Origin of the sequence: Sphingobacterium paucimobilis HER1398, from assembly GCF_000416985.1 — a bacterium.
Taxonomy (GTDB): Bacteria; Bacteroidota; Bacteroidia; order Sphingobacteriales; family Sphingobacteriaceae; genus Sphingobacterium; species Sphingobacterium paucimobilis.
The window spans coordinates 363,917-386,748 of sequence record NZ_ATDL01000016.1; the positions used below are offsets into that span (position 1 = coordinate 363,917).

The following is a 22,832-nucleotide window of genomic DNA, read 5'->3' on the forward strand; positions in this document are numbered from 1 at the left end:
AAATGAAGAAATATAGTTATTCATTATTAATACTATCGCTTATTCTAGGGCTGGCAGCTTGTAAAAAAGCTATTGAAGTCGATCCTAAACAATCTATTCCTTCGGAAACAGCGTTAGAAACGATTGAAGATATCCAAGCAGGTGTTTTCGGGATATATGCGACACTCCGAAATGTTGATCTATATGGTAGGGATCTAATTGCAGTGGCCGAGGCTCTCGCTGACAACACAGTACATACTAATGTAAGTGGACTTCGAAATGAATGGAATAATAATCTTGGCGCTCATATGGATCCTTGGGAACAGGGGTTCTATGGTGTCAATCGAGCGAATTTGGTGCTTGAAGCTATTGAAAAAGTAGAGGCACCTGGTGCTTGGAAAGACGCAATGGCTGGACAGGCTCATTTTTTGAGGGCCCTGTTTTACTTTAATATGTCGACGGTATATGGCTATGACCCTACAGCAGTAATAGGAGCCAATGATCGCGGTGCGGTACCTGTTTATGAAAAAGGAATCATTGCAATAGAAGACCTTGTTTTAGTTGGACGCGCACCGATTAATTATATGTATGATTTTATCTATAAAGATTTAGATAGTGCGTATTCCAAATTGTCGAGAAATACGGTGGGAGCGGCTCCGCACCGGGCAACTGTCGAAGCTGTGAATGCTTTGTATTCAAGAGTCGCTTTATTTCGAGGAGATTACCCAACAGTCATTGCGCGGGCAGGGGCAACGCTCGAAAAAACGGCAATGTCACTACAGACTAATAGCTCCTATATCAATGCATGGCGAGCTGAAACTCACCCAGAATCTATATTTGAAGTTAAGTTTAACGTAAATGAAAATCTGGGTGCCAATAACTCCTTGCGAGCAACCTTCACCACACGTGCCTTCTTGCAAGACCCTATGCCTTCCACACACGGTTCTCTGGCAGTAGCAGATGAACTAATGGAACTATATGCGGCGAATGATATTAGAAGGCAGTTGATTATAAAAGGGTTAGGGAATAATGTGAATCGAAATGAAATGACCAAGTTTATAAGTCGAGGCGGAGTAAAAGATTTGGACAATGTCCCTGTTATAAGAGTTTCAGAACTATATCTCAATCGGGCAGAGGCATATTTTCGTATCAATGAGATTGGTTTAGCTCGAGAGGATGTCAATGTTATCAGGCAACGTGCAGGATTGTCAGCGACTACAAAATCGGGTTCGGAACTACTGGAAGAGATCTTGTTGCAACGTAGGCTAGAATTTGCATTTGAAGGACACCGTTGGTTTGATCTGAAGCGATTGGGACGTAACATCGTGAAATCAGGAAGGACGCTTGCCTTTACAGATCCCAGAATCTTGGCTCGTATTCCTTTTCGCGAAGTGAATGCTTCGGAAGGGATGATTAGACAGAACAAAGGTTATTAATATTATTGAATAAGAAAATGAAATACATAATAACAATATTCATTAGCGTTTTCATGTTGACCTCCTGCTTTAAGGATTATAACGAGGACTTCTTGATTACAAAGAAAGCTGTCGAGTTTGAGGATGCAGCAACGAATTCTAATGCGCCAGGGAAAAACTTTCCTGTTCTTGCAAACCTGTTGGAAATGAACGGTGTCACGTCTTATCGTGTAAACTTTTTTGGAGGACTATCTTCTGTTCCGCAACAAATAGCTTACCGTATAGTGGAAGAGCAGAGTACTGCAGTAGAGGGAAGGGATTTCAGATTCATAACAGGCAATAGCCTTACCGTTCCTGCCAATACTAGTTTTGGATTCTTGCAGATCGAAGTGTTGCCGACCATCAATGGGAGTAAGTTGTTGGTTGTTGAGCTTATAGGAAATAATGAAGTAGAGGTCTCTGCCAATTATCGTACTATAGGTATTCCAATGAGCAATGCGGTATTGACGCCTGCACCCGGTATTGTCGTGGACAAAGGTGATTATTTGCACATTACTGAACTGGAATTGGGTGGAGACGCTAATCCCGATATTGGTTGTTTCTTAGACATGAAAACTGCCAATATTTATAATTGGGAAGCAGTGGAGCTATTTCCTGAAAAAGCGACGATAGGTTATTTTCACTCCGGGAGCAACTTTGCAAATTTTGTTTTTCCAGGCTTGTCTAGCATGTCCACAGCATGGAATAGTTACTACAATCGAATTCGAAATTGGTCTGTTGCACCAACAGGGACGGTCGTAAGGTATACTAATATTCAACCAGTAGACGAGGCTTTGTACGAGGGGTTGGATTCCAGAGCAGATATCGAGAATGCTGTACGCAGTGCACAGATTGATGTCTTAACGCGACACGGTTCGGCATCCACTTATGGGCCTGGCGAACGCGTACGTTCTTTGAAATCCGGAGATATCGTGTTTGTTTACTCGTCCACACATGATTTTTATGCGGTGATACGAGTGAAAAATGCTTTACCTGACGGAGCAGTGGCGAGTACGGATAGAAAAATAAAAATAGAGTACAAAGTTCAAAAGTAAAAACTTAAACCAATTAAGTTATGAAAAGGATATTATATATAGTTTATTCACTAAGCGTGATAGGGGGCGCAGGCTTGATGTGGTCCTGTGATAAGGAAAAACAACTACCCTTAGACAAAGATGTCAAAAAAGAAATCGCTCCTATTGATCTCGGAGAAGAAGATCAGGGAGAGGATGTCAGTACGATTCGAGATTATATGTATACTAAGGTATTTATGACGGCAGATGCGGTCGATATGGGAGGTAGTGCTATGGATCTTGCATCAGGTAAAGTGTATCGGGGTACTAATATGCATAATTATGCACATGCTATTGATTTTTTGTACATGGATTATGGTAATGGTACCAAAGGGAACATCGTTCTCCCAGCGTCTAGAGAATTGTCTGTGAATATACTCGGAGAAGATGTTCAATATGGGTGGCGCCATAAAAATGAGGGCGTCTTGTATCGATTGGATATGGTGAGTTCAAGGGATATGGAATGGTTTAATAGCGCCAACTCGGCAGAACGAATCAGCATCTTGGTAGATTCGATGATACATGTACTCTCTACCGATCCAACGCATAAAAAAGATCGTTACCGAAATATAAAAACGAATGAAATTTATGTTTTTAAATCATTGACTCGTGGTATTTCCAGTCTTATTCACGTTAATCAGCAAATTAATGCGGGTGATGGGTCACAATGTCGATTGGAAGTCAAGAGTGATACGAGTAGATTACAAGCAGTCACTCCTATTTCGGGAGGACTTATCAACGCCAATGGTAACTATTATGCGGATAAGATGGAAATCACATTCCAGAATCTTTCAAGCACTCATGAAGAGTATTATATTGATTTTAAAAAGAAGAAGTTTTATACACAGAGTGAACTACAGGCCGAGGATTATGCGAATATCAACTTTATTTTAGGGCGTAGAAGTAGTAATGGAGAGCTCTATTTGTTTACGCCAACAAGTGCTCCAGGAAAGACAAATTATAATAGTTCCACACTCAGTGCACATTTAACCTCCTTACAAAATGCTGGACATTTCTTGACGTGGAAATCTCGTTTGTTAAGCACTCATTCATCGTACAACACGAAGAATAATAATTTTGAGAATACACGATTGAATAATACATCAATATATCAGTTCTATGCATCTATATTGAATAATGGGTGGGCGTCGCATTACACTGTAAACACAGACGCACGTGATCTAGTAGGTAGAGTATATAGCGTCAGTAACAGGCCAGATAGCCCTGCGTACAATCAGCTGGAGGGGCGTACCGATCTTTTTTTCGCGGTCTTCAAGTTTGTGGAATATGATAGTGGCACTGGTAGAGTGGTCATTGATGTGAAAAGTTATAATTCCTTAGATTAAAATACTGCTATGAAACTATTAGATTATAAATATTACATATGGGGCATACTTCTAGTCTGCACGATTATTTCTTGTGAGCGTAATATCGCGGTGTCAACCGATGATATCGACACGGACTTTTTTAAGGATGATGCTATTTCCCGAGTTTTTCTAAAGCCCGGGGGGAGAGAAAGCAGTGCGGGGGGGTATATGGATATACGTGGAGGTTCTCTATTTGACTTTAGTGAAATGGAAAAATATTATCATGATGTAGATCTGGCTTATACCTATGGCGTGGAGACGGGAAATAATCTATTAACAATGGATGCTAAAGATGTGTCTTTTGCTGAAATCGGTGAGGAAATAGAACATGCTTATCCTTACAAGAATAAAGGCGAATTGATTTTGTTTTCGGAGGTGACGAAGGAAGATAAAGCGTGGTTTGATCAGCTTGCGTCTGTACAGGATATACGGCGTGGTTATGATTCGGTTATGGGAGTGCTGTCTTCTAAATACGGTGCTGCGGTGCAGCCGGTTAAAAGACTGACTAATCTAAAAAAAGGAGATATCGTGTTGTATAATGCGATAAATCGGAAATTTAAAAGTATTATTTATATCGAAGATGTGGCTGGTGCTGCCAACGGGAGTATGGTAATGTCCATTAAATCTGATATGACAGAGCAACGCTATCTTCAAAAACCTGATATACCACTTCATAAACTGTCTGGCTGGGGAGATACCTTAGTTTTTAAAGTTAATACTCCATTGGGAGACGAAAATTATGTAGATCTATTGAACAGAAAAGTCTCTAAGGCTGAGGATTTGGAGGGAGAAGATGTTTCTCAGATCACCCTGTTGCATGTTTATGATGGGATATCTTCGGGCTTTTATACCATGACGAGCAGTTACATCGGATCCTCGTACAGACCTGAATTATGGAACTGGATCAATACGCTTCCAAATAGAAATGAGATGCATTGGAATAGAATAGATAACCATGTTAAATACCTGCCAGGAAAAACTTTTGAAGATTTGAGAAATAATAATGAATCTCTACGATCATATGGCGCTTATATAGGTGATAACTCATGGACGTCAAGATTCACAGGTTCTACATTGGTTCCTGGTTTTGTGATGTGGATTAAGGATAAATCAAATCAAACCATGGGTTTTTTGAAGGTCTTAGAAGTAGATAATAATATTGGAACATGTAAAGTAGTTTTAAAATATGTGCATAAAGAATAGCCTTTCTCGATTGAATACAGCAGGTTTCGTCTTTTTGACAAGCATTATGTTTTGTCTATTGATTAATAGTGAGGTTGTGCAGGCACAAGAGGTTTCTTTAAAGGTTTTTAAATCAAAACTCACCGCTCAAAATGCTAAGCCTGCACGTAATTTTTTGGACTTGAAAGAGAGAAAGATGTTGGATCTGATAGCGGCTAGCTATAGACCTGAAGACATCGATATGTTCGTTTTATTTGGCCGCAATACACGTGTCAACATCATGTTGCCGTCAAGCAAAAATATAGCCTCTTTTGGAGAACACTTTAAAATAAATATACAGGATGGCTGGGATACTCATAATAAAGGCGTACTGATCAACCTAGGGAAGGACCTGAATATACAGAAGCAGTTTGATGTAGTTAAGACCTTGTCGCAACTGGAGACCTGGTATGCAGAGGCCGAAATCGAAATTGGTAATAAAACAGGTTATCAATTGCGTAAAAATGGGCCGATCGACAATTTGATTCGTGTTGAAAAGGGAGATATTATCCTGTTTAAGGCTATCGATAGGTCGTTTTATGCAGTGGGCATGGTACAACGCTTAGAAGAGTCTCATGAAGGACAACTGGTTATCGAATGGAAACTACCAAAAAGCTTCTGAGCGTAGGAAAATAGTGATAAATATAATTATAAGAATATGAAAATGATAAGATCTTATACAATAGGGCTAGTTTTGATGCTGCTTGGTCAGACTATGCTTTTACTGGCCTGTAGCAATAGACTTGAAAATGAATTGGGCATACAGACCAATAAGGATAAGTACGCACCTGATGAAGACAAAGAACCAGGTGAAAAGCCTGAGCCTGGTAAAGATAGGATGCCGAAAGTCTTGGCTGATATTGCAAAAAGCAATAATATACCAGGTGTACAGATCGCCCATTTTAAAGGTGATAAAGTCGATTCTTATGTGTATGGAGTTACGGATATTGCGAGTGGAACACCATTGACAGATGAGCATCTTTTTCAAGCAGCTTCTATCAGTAAAATTGTTGCTACATATGCATTTTTGAGGCTTTACGAAAAAGGCTTGTTTGACCTGGATGAGCCCCTGAATAAATACTTCATTTATGATCGTGTAGCAAGGGCGAATAATCCTAAAAATGATCTTATTACAGCGAGGCACGTACTGGCACATTTAACAGGCTACCCTAATTGGGTAACGAGTGCTTATTCTCTAGCCTGGCGGACTTCGATTTTAGAACCAGGCGCTACCTATACTCCGGGTGTTCATTATCGTTATTCGGGGGAGGGATTTACCTATTTGCAGGAGGTGATAAAACACTTGACAGGAAAGAGCCTTCAGCAGATTGCAAAGGAAGAGGTGTTTGATCCGTTTGGCATGACCAGCACCAGTTATCAATGGGATCCTAAATTTGAAGGCAAAAATACGGTAGGACATACCAATACGGATGGTGTCGTGCGCATGATCGGTGGCAACGGGATGACTGAGTTTACAGAACAGTCGGCCAATAGTGCATATTCTATGTTTACTAATGCTAGAGATTTTGTAAAGTTTTTGAAGAATGGACTGGTAGATGGGAAAGGATTAAAACCCGAAACTTACAAGTTGTTGACGACTACTGTTAGTTGGTCCAATGGCGTTAATAATCCAAATTTATCTAGGGGATTGGGATTGGTAATCCAGCATAATGAGCGGGGGTTGAGCCTATACCATAGTGGTAGTAATCCTGGGTATTTAGCTTATTGTATTGCTTATCCTGACCTGGATGAAGGGCTGGTTATATTCACCAATCATAATGATGCAGGTCGGTTTATGGGACGGAGTGGCTTTCCCTATTTTTTAGGAGAAGACCAGACGTTCTATATGTTTAATTAATACCGAGAGTCAGCAGAGATTGTGTTCAACAGTAGAAAAAAACAGAAATGAATGTATTTAGAAATGTGCTGCTTTTAGCATTGTTTTTTATCGAGAGTGATTTTTTATATGCACAGAAAAGTGATCTTCGTGTATATACACTGACGTTAATGGGGCAAAATAGTCAATTGGGAGGAAATATGGTCGACCTGGACAAAGGGCGAGTATATCCAATAGAAGAAGCGGGCTATAACCCTAAGCGGATAGACTTTGGTTTTATGTATGGTCGTAACACTGGGGGAAATCTTATGGTTCCCATCAGTCAGGGCTTTCTGACTTTTGGCGATAAGTTTAAAGAAGCTTTATTGTCTTGGGGCAATAATCGTAATAATGGAACTTTTATAAATCTAGGGAATACGGTAGAAGCACAGGAGATCTATCAAAAGATAGTATCTCGTGTACAGATCGACGCCCTGTATAGTGAGTGGTTCGATAAGATAATGACTAATCCAGGTTATGATCCAGGAAAGCATGGCCCTGGACAGCGCACTCGACCGATCGCTGTCGGTGACGTTGTTTTGTTCCGCTCGGAAAACAAGGATACGCAGCATATCTTACGTATTGTGAAATTTGTACAGAGCCAGAATGGAACGTTAGAAATAGAAGTGAAATCCCCCCTGAAGAATAATAAAAAAGGTAAGTTATAAATAAAAAAGATGAAACAGTTAACCTACATAATTATAGCTCTTTTACTGCCCTGGTTTGCCGAGAGTCATGCACAGCAGAAAGAGGTACGTAGCCATTTCCCAGATAAGAAGTGGGCCGTTGTCAAAAATCCAGAAGAACTGGGATTATCAAAGACCAAACTGCTGGAAGCCAAAAAACATGCTGATAGATCCAATACTTCAGCAGTAATGATTATTGTAAATGGAAAAGTAGCCTATCAGTGGGGCGAAGTAGATCGTAAATATAATAGTCACTCTATCCGTAAGAGTATCATCAGCGCAATGTATGGCAAATATATTAGCGAAGGAATAGTCGATAAAAATGCGACGATGGGGGACTTGGGAATAGATGACAATGAGGGATTGTCAGACACAGAGAAAAAAGCAACAGTACTGGATTTGCTAAAAGCCCGTTCGGGAGTATATCATCCAGCACTTTATGAGTCCGAAAGCATGAAGAAAACGAAGCCAGCGCGTTTCTCTGTCCGTCCAGGCACACATTGGTATTATAATAATTGGGACTTTAATGTGCTAGGGACCATATTTGAACAAAAGACGGGTAAGCGTTTTTTTAATGCCTTGCAAGAAGATATTGCTCGTCCCATTGGAATGGAAGACTATGAACCAGCGGATGGTAGTTATGTCAGTGGTAAGGAGTCTAAACATAGGGCATATCCCATTCGTATAACGGCTCGAGATCTGGGGCGGTTTGGATTGTTGATGCTCAATAAGGGCAATTGGAATGGTAGACAAGTGATTGATAGCGCATGGGTCTATGAAAGCACGCGCTATCATTCGGATGCGACACTATCGGGGACTTCGGGTTACGGTTATATGTGGTGGGTTGCTCGCAATTTTAATAAGTATCCGCATTTTAATGGAGTGGAACTCCCAGAGAGTGCATATTCTGCGCGAGGAGCAGGGGGACATTATTTGGTGATAATTCCAGACTACGATATGGTGATTGTGCACCGTGTAGATACTGATATACCTGGTAATCGAGTAGCTGCTAAAGATTTTAATACATTACTACAAATGATTTTAGACTCAAGGATAGAACAAAAGAATGATTAAACTAACCTATAAGCCGTATGACGTACAATTGAAGCACGTCTTCCGAATATCGAGAGGTGAGCGTAAAAGTGCTCCCGTAATGTTGACCAAGCTTTCTTATGAAGGTGTGGATGGTTATGGCGAAGGGTCTATGCCTCCATTATATGGTGAGTCACTAGAAACTGCACAAGCTTTCTATGCAAAAGTCGATTTATCTCAATTCGACAACCCGTTTGATACAGAGACGATTCTTTCTTATGTCAATAGTATTGCACCGGGAAATCAAGCAGCGAAGACTGCTCTTGACATAGCGCTACATGATTTGATTGGTAAATTGTTGAATCTACCTGTACACAGTTTGTTTGGTCTGCCTACAGTATCCCAATATACGTCAATGACAATTGGCATAGATGAGCCGGCTGTAATGGCAAAGCGTGCATTGGATTATAAGAACTTTAAATATTTGAAGATAAAGCTGGGGACAGACAGAGATAAAGAGTTGATTCAGGCTATTCGTGAGGTTAGCGATCAACCTTTCTTTATTGACGCCAATCAAGGGTGGAATAATAGAGAGCAGGCATTGGAGTTTATTCACTGGCTCCAGGAGCAAAATACTATTTTTATTGAACAGCCCATGTTAAAAGAGGATAAAGCGGGGAATGCTTGGTTGACCGAAAGAAGTCCGTTGCCTATTATCGGGGATGAAGGGTTTCAACGCTTGGCTGATCTGAAAGAAGTCTCGAGTATCTATCATGGAATCAATATCAAATTGATGAAGTCTACAGGGCTTCGTGAAGGATATAAAATGGCTGTCACGGCAAAGGCATTGGGTATGAAGGTGATGTTGGGCTGCATGACAGAGACATCCTGTGCGATATCCGCTGCAGCACAATTAACTGCTCTTGCTGATTGGATCGATTTAGACGGTAATTTGGACGTAACGAACGATCCTTATTCTGGTGTAAAAGTCGAGCAAGGGCTGTTAAGACTTTCTGCTGTCCCTGGGATAGGTTTGACACAAACCAACTGGGAGAGTATTTAATTATCTATGTTAGAAATCCTCCTTCTTTTCAGATTCCAATCTGTACCTGAAAAGAAGGAGGATTTTTTATGGAGCTACTATTTGTATCAGGATTCCACACAGATATCCTACGTAAGTCCCTATAGCGTAAAAAATAACTCCAAGGATGCCAATGAGTATTCCAGAGACTATAGGGTCTTCTGTTATGAAAGGCATATTTGCATTTTGTGGCATATAGATTGTTTCAGTTGGTATAAGAAGGATGCTTAGGCAAATGTTACAGCTTGGCGTCTATAATGAGTTGGAACAATCGGCCAATATTGGCATTAGATAGAGATTGGCCAGCGTCGGTATCGACTCGGTGTACAATCACTAGATCAAGTGTGGGGATAACGAGCAAGATCTGCCCCCCTACACCACTAGCCATATAAGCATTGGCAGGCAAGTCCACATTGGGTAACAATTTATACTGGTTTTCTAGTTTATTGACCCACCACATATATCCGTAACCCGAATTTTGTGAAGCAGAAGCATCCGAATAAGAGCGTGTGCTCTCGATGACCCATTCTTCTGGTAGGATTTGACGGTTTTTCCATTTTCCTTTATGGAGCATCAGCAAGCCAAAACGGGCTAAATCACTCGCGGATATGCGGAATGGATAAGCTTTGTGTCGTGAAACCTCGCCACTTATGTATTGTCCATCGGATACTTTAAAATGTTCCATTTGTAGAGGAATGGCCAATTCGTTGTATATCGTTTGATAGATGTCTTTGCCTGTCTGTTGCATGAAAATAGTCCCCAATGCGTTGAAATCCCAATTGTTGTAGTACCAAAATGTACCTGGAGCGTGTTCGTGCCGTTCGGGCTTTCTATTGACCATAGCCTCTGATTCATAAAGGGCTGGATGATAGATTCCCGATCGGGCTTGTAGCAAATCTTGCACGGTAGCTTGCTTTTCTGTATTTGTTAACCCCTCTTCGTCGTCGATCACCAGATCCGCCATTGTCGATTGCAGATTAATGGTGCCATCTTTCACATAATTGCCATATAATGCGCTGAGAAAGCTTTTTCTCAAAGAGTGGCTTTGGTACTTATGGTTGATATTTCCCTTTTGATATACCACTTTCCCCTTTGAAATGACCAGTAAGGCTGCAGATTTGTACTGGTCGTATTTTGGAGCAATCAATGCCAGTTTGGAAGAAGAAAAACCAACATCTTCGGCTTTGGAAATGATCTCCCATTGTGCACCCGGGAACAAAGATGGCTCCTCCTTGATGGGAGGTGGATCAGGTACAACAGATGTCGATTTACAGGCTGCCCCGACTAGGGCGATGAGGCAACACGTGGTGATTAGTTTGCCATAACGGTTTATTTCTCTGATTATCATATGCTTAGAAAAATATAGGTGGTACATTATTTATTCTAAGACGGATGAAAGAGGTGTAGGGAGTAGGGGAAAAACGAAAAGAGGTGATATAATTCATTCTTTCATAAGAACCTGTTCCATACTTTGCCAGGTTCTTATGAAAATCAGGCTGATCTTATTCTAGTGACGTCCTGTCATTTCGTCTTTTAAGAAGCGTCCAGTTTCACTTTTTTTCTGCTTGATCAAGTCTTCTGGTAATCCTGTAAACATCAGTTTTCCACCTTCTTTACCTCCTTCTGGGCCCATGTCAATGACCCAATCTGCAGTCTTGATGACATCTAGGTTATGCTCAATAATCAATACCGTATTCCCCCGGTCTACCAATCTGTTGATAACACCTAACAGTACATTGACATCTTCAAAATGTAGACCGGTTGTCGGCTCATCGAGGATATAGAACGTATTGCCTGTGTCTTTTTTAGAAAGTTCGGTCGCTAACTTGACGCGTTGGGCTTCTCCTCCAGATAAGGTGGTGGAAGATTGCCCTAAAGTAATGTATCCCAAACCGACATCTTCTAAAGTCTTTATCTTGCGATGGATAGAAGGGATATGTTCAAAGAAAGCAACAGCATCGTGTATACTCATATCCAACACATCGGAAATCGATTTTCCCTTATACCTTATCTCTAATGTTTCGCGGTTATACCGTTTGCCATGGCAAGTCTCGCAAGGTACCTGTACATCGGGCAAGAAGTTCATTTCGATAATCTTCATGCCTGCTCCCTGACAGGTTTCGCAACGGCCACCTTTGACGTTGAACGAAAACTGTCCAGGTTTATAGCCTCGGATTTTGGCTTCGGGCAACTGTACAAAAAGTGTCCTGATATCCGAAAATACGCCAGTATATGTCGAGGGATTGGATCGTGGTGTACGGCCAATGGGACTTTGGTCAATTTCAATCACTTTATCGATATGCTCCAAGCCTTTGATGCTTTTGTAAGGCATTGGTGTGGCTTTTGCCCGGAAAAAATGTTTGTTCAGTATTGGATACAAGGTGCCCGTGATTAAGCTGGACTTCCCAGATCCAGATACGCCTGTAACCAATATCAATTTCCCTAAGGGAAAGTCTACAGAGACATTTTTTAGGTTATTCCCTGTCGCTCCATTTAGCGATAAGGTGTGGCCATTGCCCGTACGACGATCTTTAGGTATCTGAACTTCTTTCTTGCCATTTAAATAATCGGCCGTTAAGGAGTTTGCTTTTAAAACCTGCGCTGGAGTTCCTTGGGCAACCACTTGACCTCCATGAATGCCTGCGGCAGGCCCCATATCAATCACATAATCTGCGTGCAGTATCATGTCTTTATCGTGTTCGACGACCAAAACTGAATTCCCTATATCACGCAGGTTTTTTAATGAACTAATCAAGCGCTCATTGTCACGCTGATGCAGACCGATACTGGGTTCGTCTAATATGTACAATACGTTGACGAGCTGTGAACCGATCTGTGTGGCTAGACGTATACGTTGAGCCTCACCTCCAGAAAGTGTCTTTGAAGAACGATCCAAACTCAGGTAATTCAGACCGACGTCTAATAAAAACCCTAAACGCGTGCGTATCTCTTTTAGGATTTCTACGGCGATTACCTTTTGGCGCTCATCAATCCGCTGTTCGATATCCATGAGCCAGTTCATCAACGACGAAATATCCATTGCCGCCAGCTCACTGATGTTTTTGTTATCGATTTTAAAATGTAGTGACTCTTGTTTTAGACGGGCTCCTTGGCAAGTTGGGCAACATACTTTTGTTCTAAAATCCTCCAAAGCAGGAGCATCATCACTCGTTTTGCCAGTATACTCTTCCAGCATTTTGAATATCCCGGAGAAACTAACTTTATATTCCCGGGCACCATACGATCCATACGATACGGTAAGAGAGATCGGTTCTTCAGCTCCAAAGAGTAATATGTCAATCTGTTCTTCTGTTAGTTTTTCGATAGGAGTGGTCAGTGAGAATTCGAATCTTTGTGCTACCGCCTTTAATACGGCAAAGTTCCATGATTCGCGTGAAGGACCTAATGGTATGATTGCTCCTTTTTGGATACTGAGTTTACGGTCTGGTATGACAGTATTCTTGTCAATTTCGAAGATATAGCCTAATCCATCGCATTTAGGACAGGCACCATAAGGAGAGTTGAATGAAAATGTATTAGGTTGGGGCTCATCATAAGAGATTCCCGATTCTGCATCCATTAGATAACGGCTGAAAAACTGCTCTTTTGTATTTTCTTTGTTAGCTATTTTGATAATGCCCTTAGCAGATTTCATTGCCTGCAGTACAGAAGTATATAGACGCTTACGGTCCTGTTCTTCAACCATCAGACGATCGACAACAATTTCAATATCGTGTATCTTGTAGCGGTCGACCTGCATTTTTGGAACCAATTCCAATAACTCACCATCTACACGTACTTTGGTATACCCTTGTTTCCGAATCTGTTCAAATAGCTCTCTATAGTGCCCTTTACGACCTTTGACAATCGGTGCCAAGATATAGATTCCTTCCTTGTTAAAATCGTCCAATATCCTGTCGACAATCTGATCTTCGGACATACGTTGCATACGCTGCCCACTTACATAAGAGAATGCCTCACTCGCCCGAGCATACAGTAGACGTAGAAAATCGTAGATTTCGGTAATGGTTCCTACGGTAGATCTTGGATTTTTGCTGGTTGTCTTTTGTTCAATCGAAATGACAGGACTCAAGCCCGATATCTTGTCGACATCGGGACGTTCCATTCCACCTAAAAACTGACGGCTATAAGCAGAGAATGTCTCCATATAGCGGCGCTGCCCTTCGGCGTAGATGGTGTCAAAAGCTAAGGATGATTTGCCCGAACCACTGAGTCCCGTGATGACCACTAATTCGTTTCTTGGGAATGAGATATCTATGTTTTTGAGGTTATGGACGCGGGCGCCAAACACCTCAACTTCATTCTGATCTCCTAAATCTACTGCTTTTGTTTTTGACATGGGACGTTAAGTTTTTGCAACTTGCAAAGTTACTGAATATTAATCAGACTTAATAGGAAGGGCTTGTTGGAGTATCTGTTTTTTTAGGATTGGTAATGGATTTATTTGTAAATTGTGGCTATTAAACAGGGAGTCTGTGAAGAAATTAGATTTAAGTAAGCAGGAAAAAGAGATCGTAGATCAAGCGTTGCAACACTGGTGTGAGCAAAAGCTACTAGAGGAAGATAAAGTGCGGGAATTGCAGGAAAATATAGATGAGCGTAGTTTTGAATGGAAGGTGCTGGCACGGTATGCATTTTGGGTAGCATTGGCTTCGTTGATTTTTTCTGTCGTTTCTCTTTTTGCAGACGATATGTTAGTCCGCTTTGTGGAGCAATTCTACGAAACACCGAATATTGTGTTCTGCCTGTTCTTCGCCGGATTGGCCGTAGCTTTCTATATACTTGGATTTCGGAATAAAAAAAGGTATCCCGATAAAACCTTCTCTAATGAAACGCTGATGTTGTCAGGTGCTTTTTCTACAGCTGCAAGTATTGGCTTTTTAGGACAGATTTTAGACCGTAATACGCACTATTTTACGATACTCTTTTTTATTTCGATTTTAATCTATGCCGTGTTGGCTGTCAAATTGAAATCAAAGCTGATATGGGTATTCACCCTGGTTGCATTGGGGGTATGGTTTGCTACCGAAACGGCATTACATAGCGAGTGGGGATGGAAATTTTGGGGGATGAACTTCCCATTACGCTTCACTATTTTTGGTGCCCTGCTCATTGCATTTTCAATTTGGATTCAACCGCGCTGGAGTGCGTTGCTTGAGTTCCAGTCTACTAGCTTTGTGATAGGTCTGTTGTATACAATGATTGCCTTATGGTGTCTCTCTATCTTTGGGAATTACAGTGATTTTGAAGCTTGGACCCAAATACGGCAATATGAAATTTTATATTGGGGATTATTGGCAATAGCGGTGTCGTTGGCTTTGGCGCTTTATGGATTAAAGAAGAAAGATGCGGTGCTACGGGATATTGGATTTGTGTTTTTTCTTCTGAATCTTTATACCCGTTTTGTAGAGTACCTTTGGGATAATATCAACCGTACAATCTTCTTTCTAGTCCTGGCGATTTCTTTTTGGTTGGTAGGACGTTGGTCTGAAAAGATATGGAAGAAACAGAGCACCTCTTAAGAAGTGCTCTGTTCTTAATTTATCTTGATACTGTAGGTGATGTCAACACCTCCTGCAGCAAGCATGTCATGTACTGAACAATATTTCTTTACGGCAAGTTCAGCAGCTTTTTGAGCCTTGATCTCATCGATATCACCTTTTAGATAGAAGCTAATATGGATTTTGGTGAAAATGTTAGGGATTTCTTCTCGACGGTCTCCTTCTACTTCTACCTTGATGTCTTGAATATCCTGTCTTTGTTTTTGTAGGATGGTCGTTAGGTCAAATACACTGCATGATCCTAAGGCCATTAAGACCAGTTCCATGGGGCGTACGCCTTTCTCTTCTCCGCCTATAGATGCAGGACCATCGATATTTACCTTGACTGGGGAGGACGTGCTTGATCCTTCAAAATGTACGGCATTATTTACCCTTTGTAATACTGTTTTCATCTGTTTTTTTATATTTAATGATCAGGTAGATTCGATCGGACGCTTGTAGTAATCTCATCTGATTCTGATTATAATATCAAACTTATATAAAATGGCCGGTATAAAAGAATGCTAAAGCAAAAAAGGCACTTTGTAACTAAAGTGCCTTTTCTTAATTAAATCGTAACTGCTTTTAGGGCATTTTTACACCTCGATATTGCATCGCATCGATTTTGTCGAGTTGACTGCCATATTTTGTATTGATTGCATCGATAAAGATATTAGCCATGATGGCATACCCCATAGGGGTTAGATGGACACCATCTAATGAAAACACATTGCCTGTAATATACTTATTGCTGATTACTATCCCGTTGTATACATAGCCATTCTTAACTTTGTTTAAGAAAGCGTGAATATCCGCAACTGCTAAATCGTTGTCCTTTGCGACTTCTAGAATCTTTTTGTTGTATTGGTCAATACGTGTCTTAACCTCTGCAACCTCAGCTTCATCCAATACATACTGGCTTTCGATAGGGTTGTTTGGATGTAGACCATAAGGGGCTTGTTGTTCGTTAGGCTTACCCAATAGACCTGACGATGCAAAGGGCAGGACAAACATGTCTTTATCGGTGGCAGGTCTTGTACCGGCTTTAGTTGCTATAAAAAGAGCGGTAACAGCTGGCCCCCCTTGGGCCTGTGAAGCGGCGGTAGCGGCCTGTAGCAATGCTTGTCGGGTTACTGTAGTCAGGAATGGGACAGCCGATACGTCTGGAATAGTAGCAATGACACCTTTTTGTTTGTTCCCAGTTAGACCTTTGATGAAGCTCGTTAGTTTGTTGCTGAACGTTGTTATATCAGTAAGTGTACTGGTGCCGTCTGATTTAGCGACACCGCCATTGCTGGCATACCCCAAGGCATCGTTATTACCAAGACTGAAAGAGAAGAAGGTATGATTTTTAGACGTTGCGTATGCTTGGTATGTCATTAGTGAATTGCCAGGCAGTAACCTTTCGAAATAAGGATTTCCTTGTATGGTTCCGAGTCCTTGCAGATCAACCATATCAAGTCGCATGCCCGGTACACCGAGATTGTTAATCTCTTCTGTGTATTTGGTGTATAAGGGTGTGTTATTTGGCGATAAACCTCTAACTGCTAGTTTGTCTGTAACAGGTTCGGTTACGGGTTGCCCATTGACCAAAGCTTTCAAGCGGATATACCCCGAACCATTGGACTGACTTTCTGTAAAGAAAGGGGATTTGAATTCCCCTCCTCCATGAGCCTTCATTTTTTCTGCAATCAACACCGGGAAAGCCAACTGTTGGCCTTCCAAATATAGTCCTCCATCGGCAAAGCCGGCGGTGAGCGAATTACCTATAGCGATATATTTGGAAAAATCGGGTTTTGAAGTACCTGTATTTTCATTGGGCTTTGCATTGTCAATTTCAGGTGCGCAGGATGCTACTAGGGCACATGCTACAAGGCCTATATAAAGTTTAATGTTTTTTTGGAATCTTTTCATCTGTCAATACCTTTTAGTTATTACCATTTGTAGGTGAGTGAAATACCAGGAGCATGGATGTTGGTCTTGAATGTCCCGTTCAGACCTGTTACAGCATTGGTTACTGTGCGTTCCAAAATACGTTGGAAGGTGTACGCTCCAGTTAGATCAAATTTGTCCGATAGCACGTAGGTGAATCCTAAGGAAGCCATCACACGATTGTTGTCCGGTGTCTCAGCGTATACATATTGGGCAGAGACTGGGCTCGCGACATAGCCTACACCGGTACGAAGATCAAGTTTGTCTGACGCTTTGTAATTAAGTCCTATTTTTCCAGAGAAGGCCTTTTGGTAGTTCTTAGGCTGATAGGTGTCTTCCAGTGTTGCTGTATTGTCTTTGTAGTCAAACGTCAACGATTTGTAGATGTCATATCCGATAAAGGTTCCGTCTGCGGCGATGTCTAGACGTTCACTAATAGGAAAGGACACACCTATGTTGAAAGAAGCCGGTAAGGGCAATTCTGCCTCGAAAGTAGTCGTAGGAAATGACGCTGCCAATGCATCTGGCACCGTAAACTTGGCATCACCATCTTTTAGCTTGGTAACGACTTTGGAACGATAGCTTAGTGAAACTGCAAATTCATTTTCGAGGTTGTAATGGACGCCGACGTTGTAACCGGTTCCTGTACCCATTCCTGAGAGCTCTGCTCGGCCAGGATTACCATTGGCGTCGAATGTAGGTAAGGATCTCGATAGATCGACGAAGCCGAGGTTGTACACAAAGCCACCTCCAATACTAAAGTTGTCCGTAATTTTAAAGCTCAGTGTGGGTTGTATATAGATCGCGCGCATTTGCAGGTGATTCAGCTCATACTTGCCTGGCCAATCTTGTCCCCAGTCAACAGCACCGCCAAATGGAGTATAGACACCGAGTCCGGCTTTCCACCAGGTGTCTTTCGGACCGAATGTGGCGAATACCGAAAAAGGAGGAGTAATCTGGAACTTTGTATCATACTGCTGTGTCGAGTTGACTTCTTTAAAAGCAGATCTATACATGACAGCAGATGCTCCCGCAGAGACAGCATTGTGGTCCATCTTGACGAGCGCTCCCGGATTATAGAATATGCTGGATTCATCGACAAATAATGCAGAGCCAGCGCCTGCCATACCTAAGGCTTTTATGCCTTGTGTGTTCACTTGTGAGCCTTGAGCAAATAAGAGTGTAGGGCTAGCTAATAGAAACGATAATAGTAGTTTTTTCATAAGCTTATTTGGTTAACATATTCTTTAAAATACAATGCTAACATAGTATTTTTTTTTCAATTAAAATAATTTTATGTCTTTTTTTAATCCGTGTATTCCTTGAAAATTACTATCTTAAGGGCATCAAATATTATTATCATGAGTCAAGTTTTATTTAAAGGTACAACAGTTAATACGGCGGGAAGTTTGCCGGCTGTCGGAACAAAAGCTCCGGATTTTTCGTTAACAGCAGCTGATCTGTCACAAAAATCATTGTCGGATTTTTCTGGTAAGAAGATTGTGCTGAATATTTTTCCAAGTATTGATACAGGTACCTGCGCGATGTCTGTACGTACTTTCAATGAGAAAGTGTCTTCTATGAGTAATACGGTTGTACTTTGTATTTCAAGAGATTTACCTTTTGCACAGGGGCGGTTCTGCGCAGCAGAAGGAATTGAAAATGTGGTGACACTATCAGAATATAAAGACGATAAGTTCTCGGAAGCCTATGGTGTACGTTTTTCTGATGGTCCACTGCAAGGCTTATTGAGTCGTGCAGTCGTAGTGATAGATGAAGGTGGAAAGGTCATCTATACAGAACAGGTTGCAGAGACTACGAACGAGCCTAATTACGAAGCAGCAACAGCTTCTTTGTAAGAACTATTATAGAATCAGTAATATCTTTTTTATCTCGTGAAAGCGGGGCGAAGAGATATTACTGTTTTATAGAAGTCGTTATTGAAAAAAGTAACGCAAATAGTTTGTTTTTTTTGATAGTGATTCGTGAATCCACTGCATTTTTTCTAAGTTTGGCTAATTTTGCATTATGAAGGAATCTACAACTCAAAAGGTCGCACTTATTACAGGTGTTACTGGACAAGACGGAGCTTATTTGGCCGAGTTTTTATTAAAAAAAGGCTATTTGGTACACGGGTTGAAGAGAAGGAGCTCGCTCTTTAATACCGATCGTATAGACCATTTATATCAGGATCCTCATCTAGATAATAGAAATTTTGTTCTACATCATGGTGATCTTACGGATTCCACCAATTTAATTCGGATTATTCAGGAAACCCAACCTGATGAAATATATAATCTCGCAGCACAATCACATGTTAAAGTGAGTTTTGATACGCCAGAGTATACGGCTAATGCCGATGGGATAGGTACATTAAGGATACTCGAGGCAGTCAGGCTATTGGGCTTGGTTGATAAAACAAGAGTATATCAAGCCTCTACTTCGGAATTGTATGGTTTGGTACAGGCAGTACCTCAAAGTGAAACTACTCCTTTTTACCCACGTAGCCCTTACGCAGTGGCCAAAATGTATGGATATTGGATTACTGTAAACTATCGTGAAGCCTACAATATGTATGCATGTAATGGTATTTTATTTAATCACGAAAGTCCCGTGCGAGGAGAAACGTTTGTTACTCGAAAAATTACGAGAGCTGCTGCGAAAATAGCTTTAGGCCTGCAAAGTAAACTTTTCTTAGGTAATCTCTCTGCTCAGCGCGACTGGGGCCACGCGAAAGATTATGTCGAGGCAATGTGGCTTATCTTACAGCAGGATACACCAGAAGATTTCGTCATCGCCACTGGCGTGACGACTACGGTTCGGGACTTTGTACGTTTAAGTTTTGCGGAGTTAGGTATAACCATTGAGTTTAGTGGTAGAGACGAACAAGAGAAAGGTGTCATTATTGATCGGGACGATGATCGTTTGAATGAACTCGGGATCAATCCTGAAGGGGTGAAGCTGGGGCAAACCGTTGTGAAAGTTGATCCTCGTTATTACAGGCCGACAGAAGTGGATTTATTAATAGGCGACCCTACCAAGGCTCAAACCAAGTTAAGCTGGCAACCCAAGTATGACTTGCAAATGTTGGTATCTGAGATGGTGCTGTCAGATCTTCACCTGATGCGAAAAGAGCAGTATCTGAAAGAGGGTGGTTTTGAGACGCTTAACTACTTTGAATAACCGTATTTTTTGGAATAGTTTTTGTTTGGTACTTCTGAGCTATGGTAAATAGAAGTTTAAACGTGAATTTGGTATTAATGGAAGGTATGCTATGGAAGTAAAAAGTACATCTGTCGAGAGTGAGGTCCCAGATAATAAGAAGGATAATTCGAAGATTTATTTTTTTATGATTGCTATAGCTTCGCTTCTGGCAACCAATATATATTTTTACGTAAAGTTTAAGTCATCTGGAGAAAAGCTTTACACAGTTGCGTTGCAGAAAGAAAATCTGCAGATTGAAATTGACCGAATCGAAGCTGAATTGGACAATATAAAAAATCAGAATATAGAAGGTCTGCCTGATAATCTGATACAAGAAGAATTGTTTGCACGTAAGATCATTGATGATCTGCGGGCTGAATTGGAAAATTCGAATATTTCAGATGCGCAGATACAGGCTGCCAAGGATCAGATTCAAAAATTAAAAAATAATGTTTCTTCCCTAAAAGACGAAGCGGGAGAGCTAAAGCTCCAAAATGACATTCTTTTGAGGAAAAACAAGGAATTAAGTTCCTCTGTACGTGAAAAGAACGAGCAGATGGAGACTCTGAAACAGCGAAATGAGCGATTGAGTGAAAAAGTGAGCATTGCGTCTTCTGTCAAAGTCTCCAGTATTCTTGTTAATGGGGTAGAGAAGACAAGAAAAGGAGATCTAGAAATCGAAACCAAAGCTAAGCGGGTTGATGATTTACAGATAAAATTTTCTATTGCGGACAACCCCTTGGCTAAAGAAGGAAGTAAAGAGATTTTTGTTCGTATTATTGATCCCCAGGGCAATCTCATAGCAAAGGCTGGAGATGTATTTAGTGTACATGGAGATAAGCTTCAATATACTTTTAAAGAAGCTATTAGTTTTACGAATAGAGGAGAAGAATATCAGTTTTTGTGGCGGGATACTAACCGTTTTAAAAAGGGAGCTTATACGGTCTTATTGTATGCCGATGATGCCATTATGGGAAGATCAAGTGTCGTTCTAAAGTAACTTATTATTTATAATAGATATTGAAGGGCGGGTATACTTTAAAAAAGTTTATCCGCTTTTTGTTTCTGCTTTATTTGGATAGCTTGATTTTCTTATCCGCTTTAATCAAACTTGTTATATTTTAAAATGTACACAAGTTGCCAAAATCAATATTACATCCCAGGGCTTAGTATTTGAATACCATTATTCTAGGTTATTTAGATGGCGCATAGGACTGCTCTGCTGAGACTAATAGAGGAGAATGCTATTAAACGAACAATGGCCATAATATCTAATATTATGGCCATTGTTCTTATTTATGTCTCGGGTTTATTACCGTTCGTAATTCTCTTTTTTTGGAAAAATTAAGGAAGCGACAACGCTAAGAGCCAGTATGCTCAATATGATGATTAAGGAATGTGTAGTCGTGAAGCCCCATTCTTTTAGCCAATTATGTAATAACATCTTAGCGCCTATAAAGATCAATAAAAAGGCTAGTCCAACTTTTAAATAGTGGAATTTGTGAATGATGTTGACCAATAGGAAGAACATCGATCTTAAGCCCAGTACAGCAAATATATTAGAGAAGAATACAATATAAGGGTCTTTTGTTACAGAAAATATTGCTGGAATAGAGTCAACGGCAAAGATTAAATCTGTAAATTCAATAACCAAAAGCACGAGAAATAAAGGGGTCATGTATCGTACACCATTCTCTATATGAAAGAACTTACCCCCATCCATCTTTGAAGTAACCTTAAAATATTTTGAGGCGAATTTGACTACTGCATGGTTTTGAGGGTCGACTTCTTCTTCTTGGTTTCTGTTGATATACATCATAAAACCTGTATAGACCAAAAAAGCCCCGAATACATATAGAATCCACCCAAACTTAGCAATTAATGCTGCTCCAACGAAAATAAAGATACAACGTAAGATTATTGCTCCTAAAATCCCCCATACCAATACTTTATGGTAATAGCGTTCTGGTATACCAAATGAAGAGAAAAGTAAGACCATCACAAATATGTTGTCTACCGATAAAGCATATTCCACCACATACCCTGTGAGATATTCTAAAGTTAGATTTTTATTATAAATATGAAGACTGGCTACAAGGTCACTTTCTATGATTTTGACGTCATGGTAGTGTTTGGCAACAATTTCTTTCAGACGTGCTATATCATGTACATTGTGCAGTTCATTACCCCAGAAATAAAGTACAAGACCAAAACCCAAGGCAAATAGTATCCATATCAAAGACATAATTGCCGCTGCTTTTAGACTTATTGGCTTGTCGCTTTTGCTAAATAGACCAAGGTCAATTGCAAGCATGAGGATGATAAAAACAATAAATCCTCCAAAAAACATTATCTCGTGACTCATA

19 protein-coding genes are annotated in these 22,832 nt (G+C 40.7%); 13 read left to right on the forward strand and 6 right to left on the reverse strand.

The features are described from left to right. Nucleotides 1-2: 2 nt before the first annotated feature. Genes M472_RS38550 through M472_RS45265 form a run of 9 tightly spaced genes read left to right on the forward strand, consistent with a single transcriptional unit; the run spans nt 3 to nt 9,751 of the window. Complete coding sequence (locus M472_RS38550; protein WP_021071336.1) at nt 3-1,415, forward strand: RagB/SusD family nutrient uptake outer membrane protein; 1,413 nt, start codon at nt 3-5, stop codon at nt 1,413-1,415. Nucleotides 1,416-1,432: 17 nt separating this feature from the next. Further along, nucleotides 1,433-2,488: a hypothetical protein gene (locus M472_RS44630; RefSeq protein WP_022829407.1), complete on the forward strand. Its 1,056-nt coding sequence runs from the start codon at nt 1,433-1,435 to the stop codon at nt 2,486-2,488. A 20-nt stretch (nt 2,489-2,508) separates the two neighbouring features. Continuing rightward, complete coding sequence (locus M472_RS38555) at nt 2,509-3,852, forward strand: hypothetical protein (RefSeq protein WP_144062751.1); 1,344 nt, start codon at nt 2,509-2,511, stop codon at nt 3,850-3,852. 9 nt (nt 3,853-3,861) lie between these two features. Next, complete coding sequence (locus M472_RS38560) at nt 3,862-5,076, forward strand: hypothetical protein (RefSeq protein ID WP_021071339.1); 1,215 nt, start codon at nt 3,862-3,864, stop codon at nt 5,074-5,076. After that, nucleotides 5,060-5,716 (forward strand): hypothetical protein, encoded by a 657-nt coding sequence (locus tag M472_RS38565; protein ID WP_021071340.1) that lies wholly within the window; start codon nt 5,060-5,062, stop codon nt 5,714-5,716. The genes M472_RS38560 and M472_RS38565 overlap by 17 nt, the downstream gene beginning before the upstream one ends. A gap of 36 nt (nt 5,717-5,752) precedes the next feature. After that, nucleotides 5,753-6,952 carry a serine hydrolase domain-containing protein gene (locus M472_RS0122960; protein WP_021071341.1) on the forward strand — a complete coding sequence of 400 codons (1,200 nt, stop codon included), beginning with the start codon at nt 5,753-5,755 and terminating at the stop codon, nt 6,950-6,952. Nucleotides 6,953-6,999: 47 nt separating this feature from the next. Next, complete coding sequence (locus M472_RS38570; RefSeq protein WP_021071342.1) at nt 7,000-7,638, forward strand: hypothetical protein; 639 nt, start codon at nt 7,000-7,002, stop codon at nt 7,636-7,638. A gap of 9 nt (nt 7,639-7,647) precedes the next feature. After that, nucleotides 7,648-8,730 carry a serine hydrolase domain-containing protein gene (locus M472_RS45260; protein WP_021071343.1) on the forward strand — a complete coding sequence of 361 codons (1,083 nt, stop codon included), beginning with the start codon at nt 7,648-7,650 and terminating at the stop codon, nt 8,728-8,730. Beyond that, the gene (locus M472_RS45265; RefSeq protein WP_021071344.1) at nt 8,723-9,751 is read left to right on the forward strand and encodes a dipeptide epimerase; all 1,029 of its coding nucleotides are present in this window, start codon (nt 8,723-8,725) and stop codon (nt 9,749-9,751) included. Before M472_RS45260 ends, M472_RS45265 begins: the two co-directional genes overlap by 8 nt. A 256-nt stretch (nt 9,752-10,007) precedes the next feature. Here M472_RS45265 and M472_RS38585 read toward each other — a convergent pair whose 3' ends face one another. Beyond that, a complete protein-coding gene (locus M472_RS38585) occupies nt 10,008-11,117 on the reverse strand; it encodes a serine hydrolase domain-containing protein (RefSeq protein WP_021071345.1) in 1,110 nt (369 codons plus the stop codon). Nucleotides 11,118-11,276: 159 nt separating this feature from the next. After that, a complete protein-coding gene (uvrA, locus tag M472_RS38590) occupies nt 11,277-14,129 on the reverse strand; it encodes an excinuclease ABC subunit UvrA (protein ID WP_021071346.1) in 2,853 nt (950 codons plus the stop codon). A gap of 136 nt (nt 14,130-14,265) precedes the next feature. On the opposite strand from uvrA, the gene M472_RS38595 reads away from it, so the two are divergent. Further along, nucleotides 14,266-15,312, forward strand: coding sequence for a hypothetical protein (locus tag M472_RS38595; RefSeq protein ID WP_021071347.1), 1,047 nt, complete (start codon nt 14,266-14,268; stop codon nt 15,310-15,312). A gap of 14 nt (nt 15,313-15,326) precedes the next feature. Here M472_RS38595 and M472_RS38600 read toward each other — a convergent pair whose 3' ends face one another. The 3 genes from M472_RS38600 to M472_RS38610 all read right to left on the reverse strand — a co-directional run bounded on the left by M472_RS38600 (nt 15,327) and on the right by M472_RS38610 (nt 18,485). After that, the gene (locus tag M472_RS38600; protein ID WP_021071348.1) at nt 15,327-15,743 is read right to left on the reverse strand and encodes an OsmC family protein; all 417 of its coding nucleotides are present in this window, start codon (nt 15,741-15,743) and stop codon (nt 15,327-15,329) included. Between the two features lie 172 nt (nt 15,744-15,915). Next, on the reverse strand, nt 15,916-17,244 hold the full coding sequence (locus M472_RS38605; protein ID WP_021071349.1) for an SGNH/GDSL hydrolase family protein: 1,329 nt from the start codon (nt 17,242-17,244) through the stop codon (nt 15,916-15,918). A gap of 20 nt (nt 17,245-17,264) precedes the next feature. After that, nucleotides 17,265-18,485, reverse strand: a complete 1,221-nt coding sequence (locus tag M472_RS38610) for an OmpP1/FadL family transporter (protein ID WP_021071350.1) — start codon at nt 18,483-18,485, stop codon at nt 17,265-17,267. A 138-nt stretch (nt 18,486-18,623) separates the two neighbouring features. On the opposite strand from M472_RS38610, the gene tpx reads away from it, so the two are divergent. The 3 genes from tpx (at nt 18,624) to M472_RS38625 (ending at nt 21,466) form a co-directional block, all read left to right on the forward strand. After that, entirely contained in the window at nt 18,624-19,121 is a 498-nt protein-coding gene (gene tpx, locus M472_RS38615; RefSeq protein WP_021071351.1) for a thiol peroxidase, read from the forward strand. Nucleotides 19,122-19,290: 169 nt separating this feature from the next. Then, a complete protein-coding gene (gmd, locus tag M472_RS38620) occupies nt 19,291-20,445 on the forward strand; it encodes a GDP-mannose 4,6-dehydratase (protein WP_021071352.1) in 1,155 nt (384 codons plus the stop codon). Nucleotides 20,446-20,536: 91 nt separating this feature from the next. After that, nucleotides 20,537-21,466 carry a hypothetical protein gene (locus M472_RS38625; protein WP_021071353.1) on the forward strand — a complete coding sequence of 310 codons (930 nt, stop codon included), beginning with the start codon at nt 20,537-20,539 and terminating at the stop codon, nt 21,464-21,466. Between the two features lie 312 nt (nt 21,467-21,778). Here M472_RS38625 and M472_RS38630 read toward each other — a convergent pair whose 3' ends face one another. Next, the gene (locus M472_RS38630; RefSeq protein WP_022829408.1) at nt 21,779-22,831 is read right to left on the reverse strand and encodes a TerC/Alx family metal homeostasis membrane protein; all 1,053 of its coding nucleotides are present in this window, start codon (nt 22,829-22,831) and stop codon (nt 21,779-21,781) included. Nucleotide 22,832: the final 1 nt, after the last annotated feature.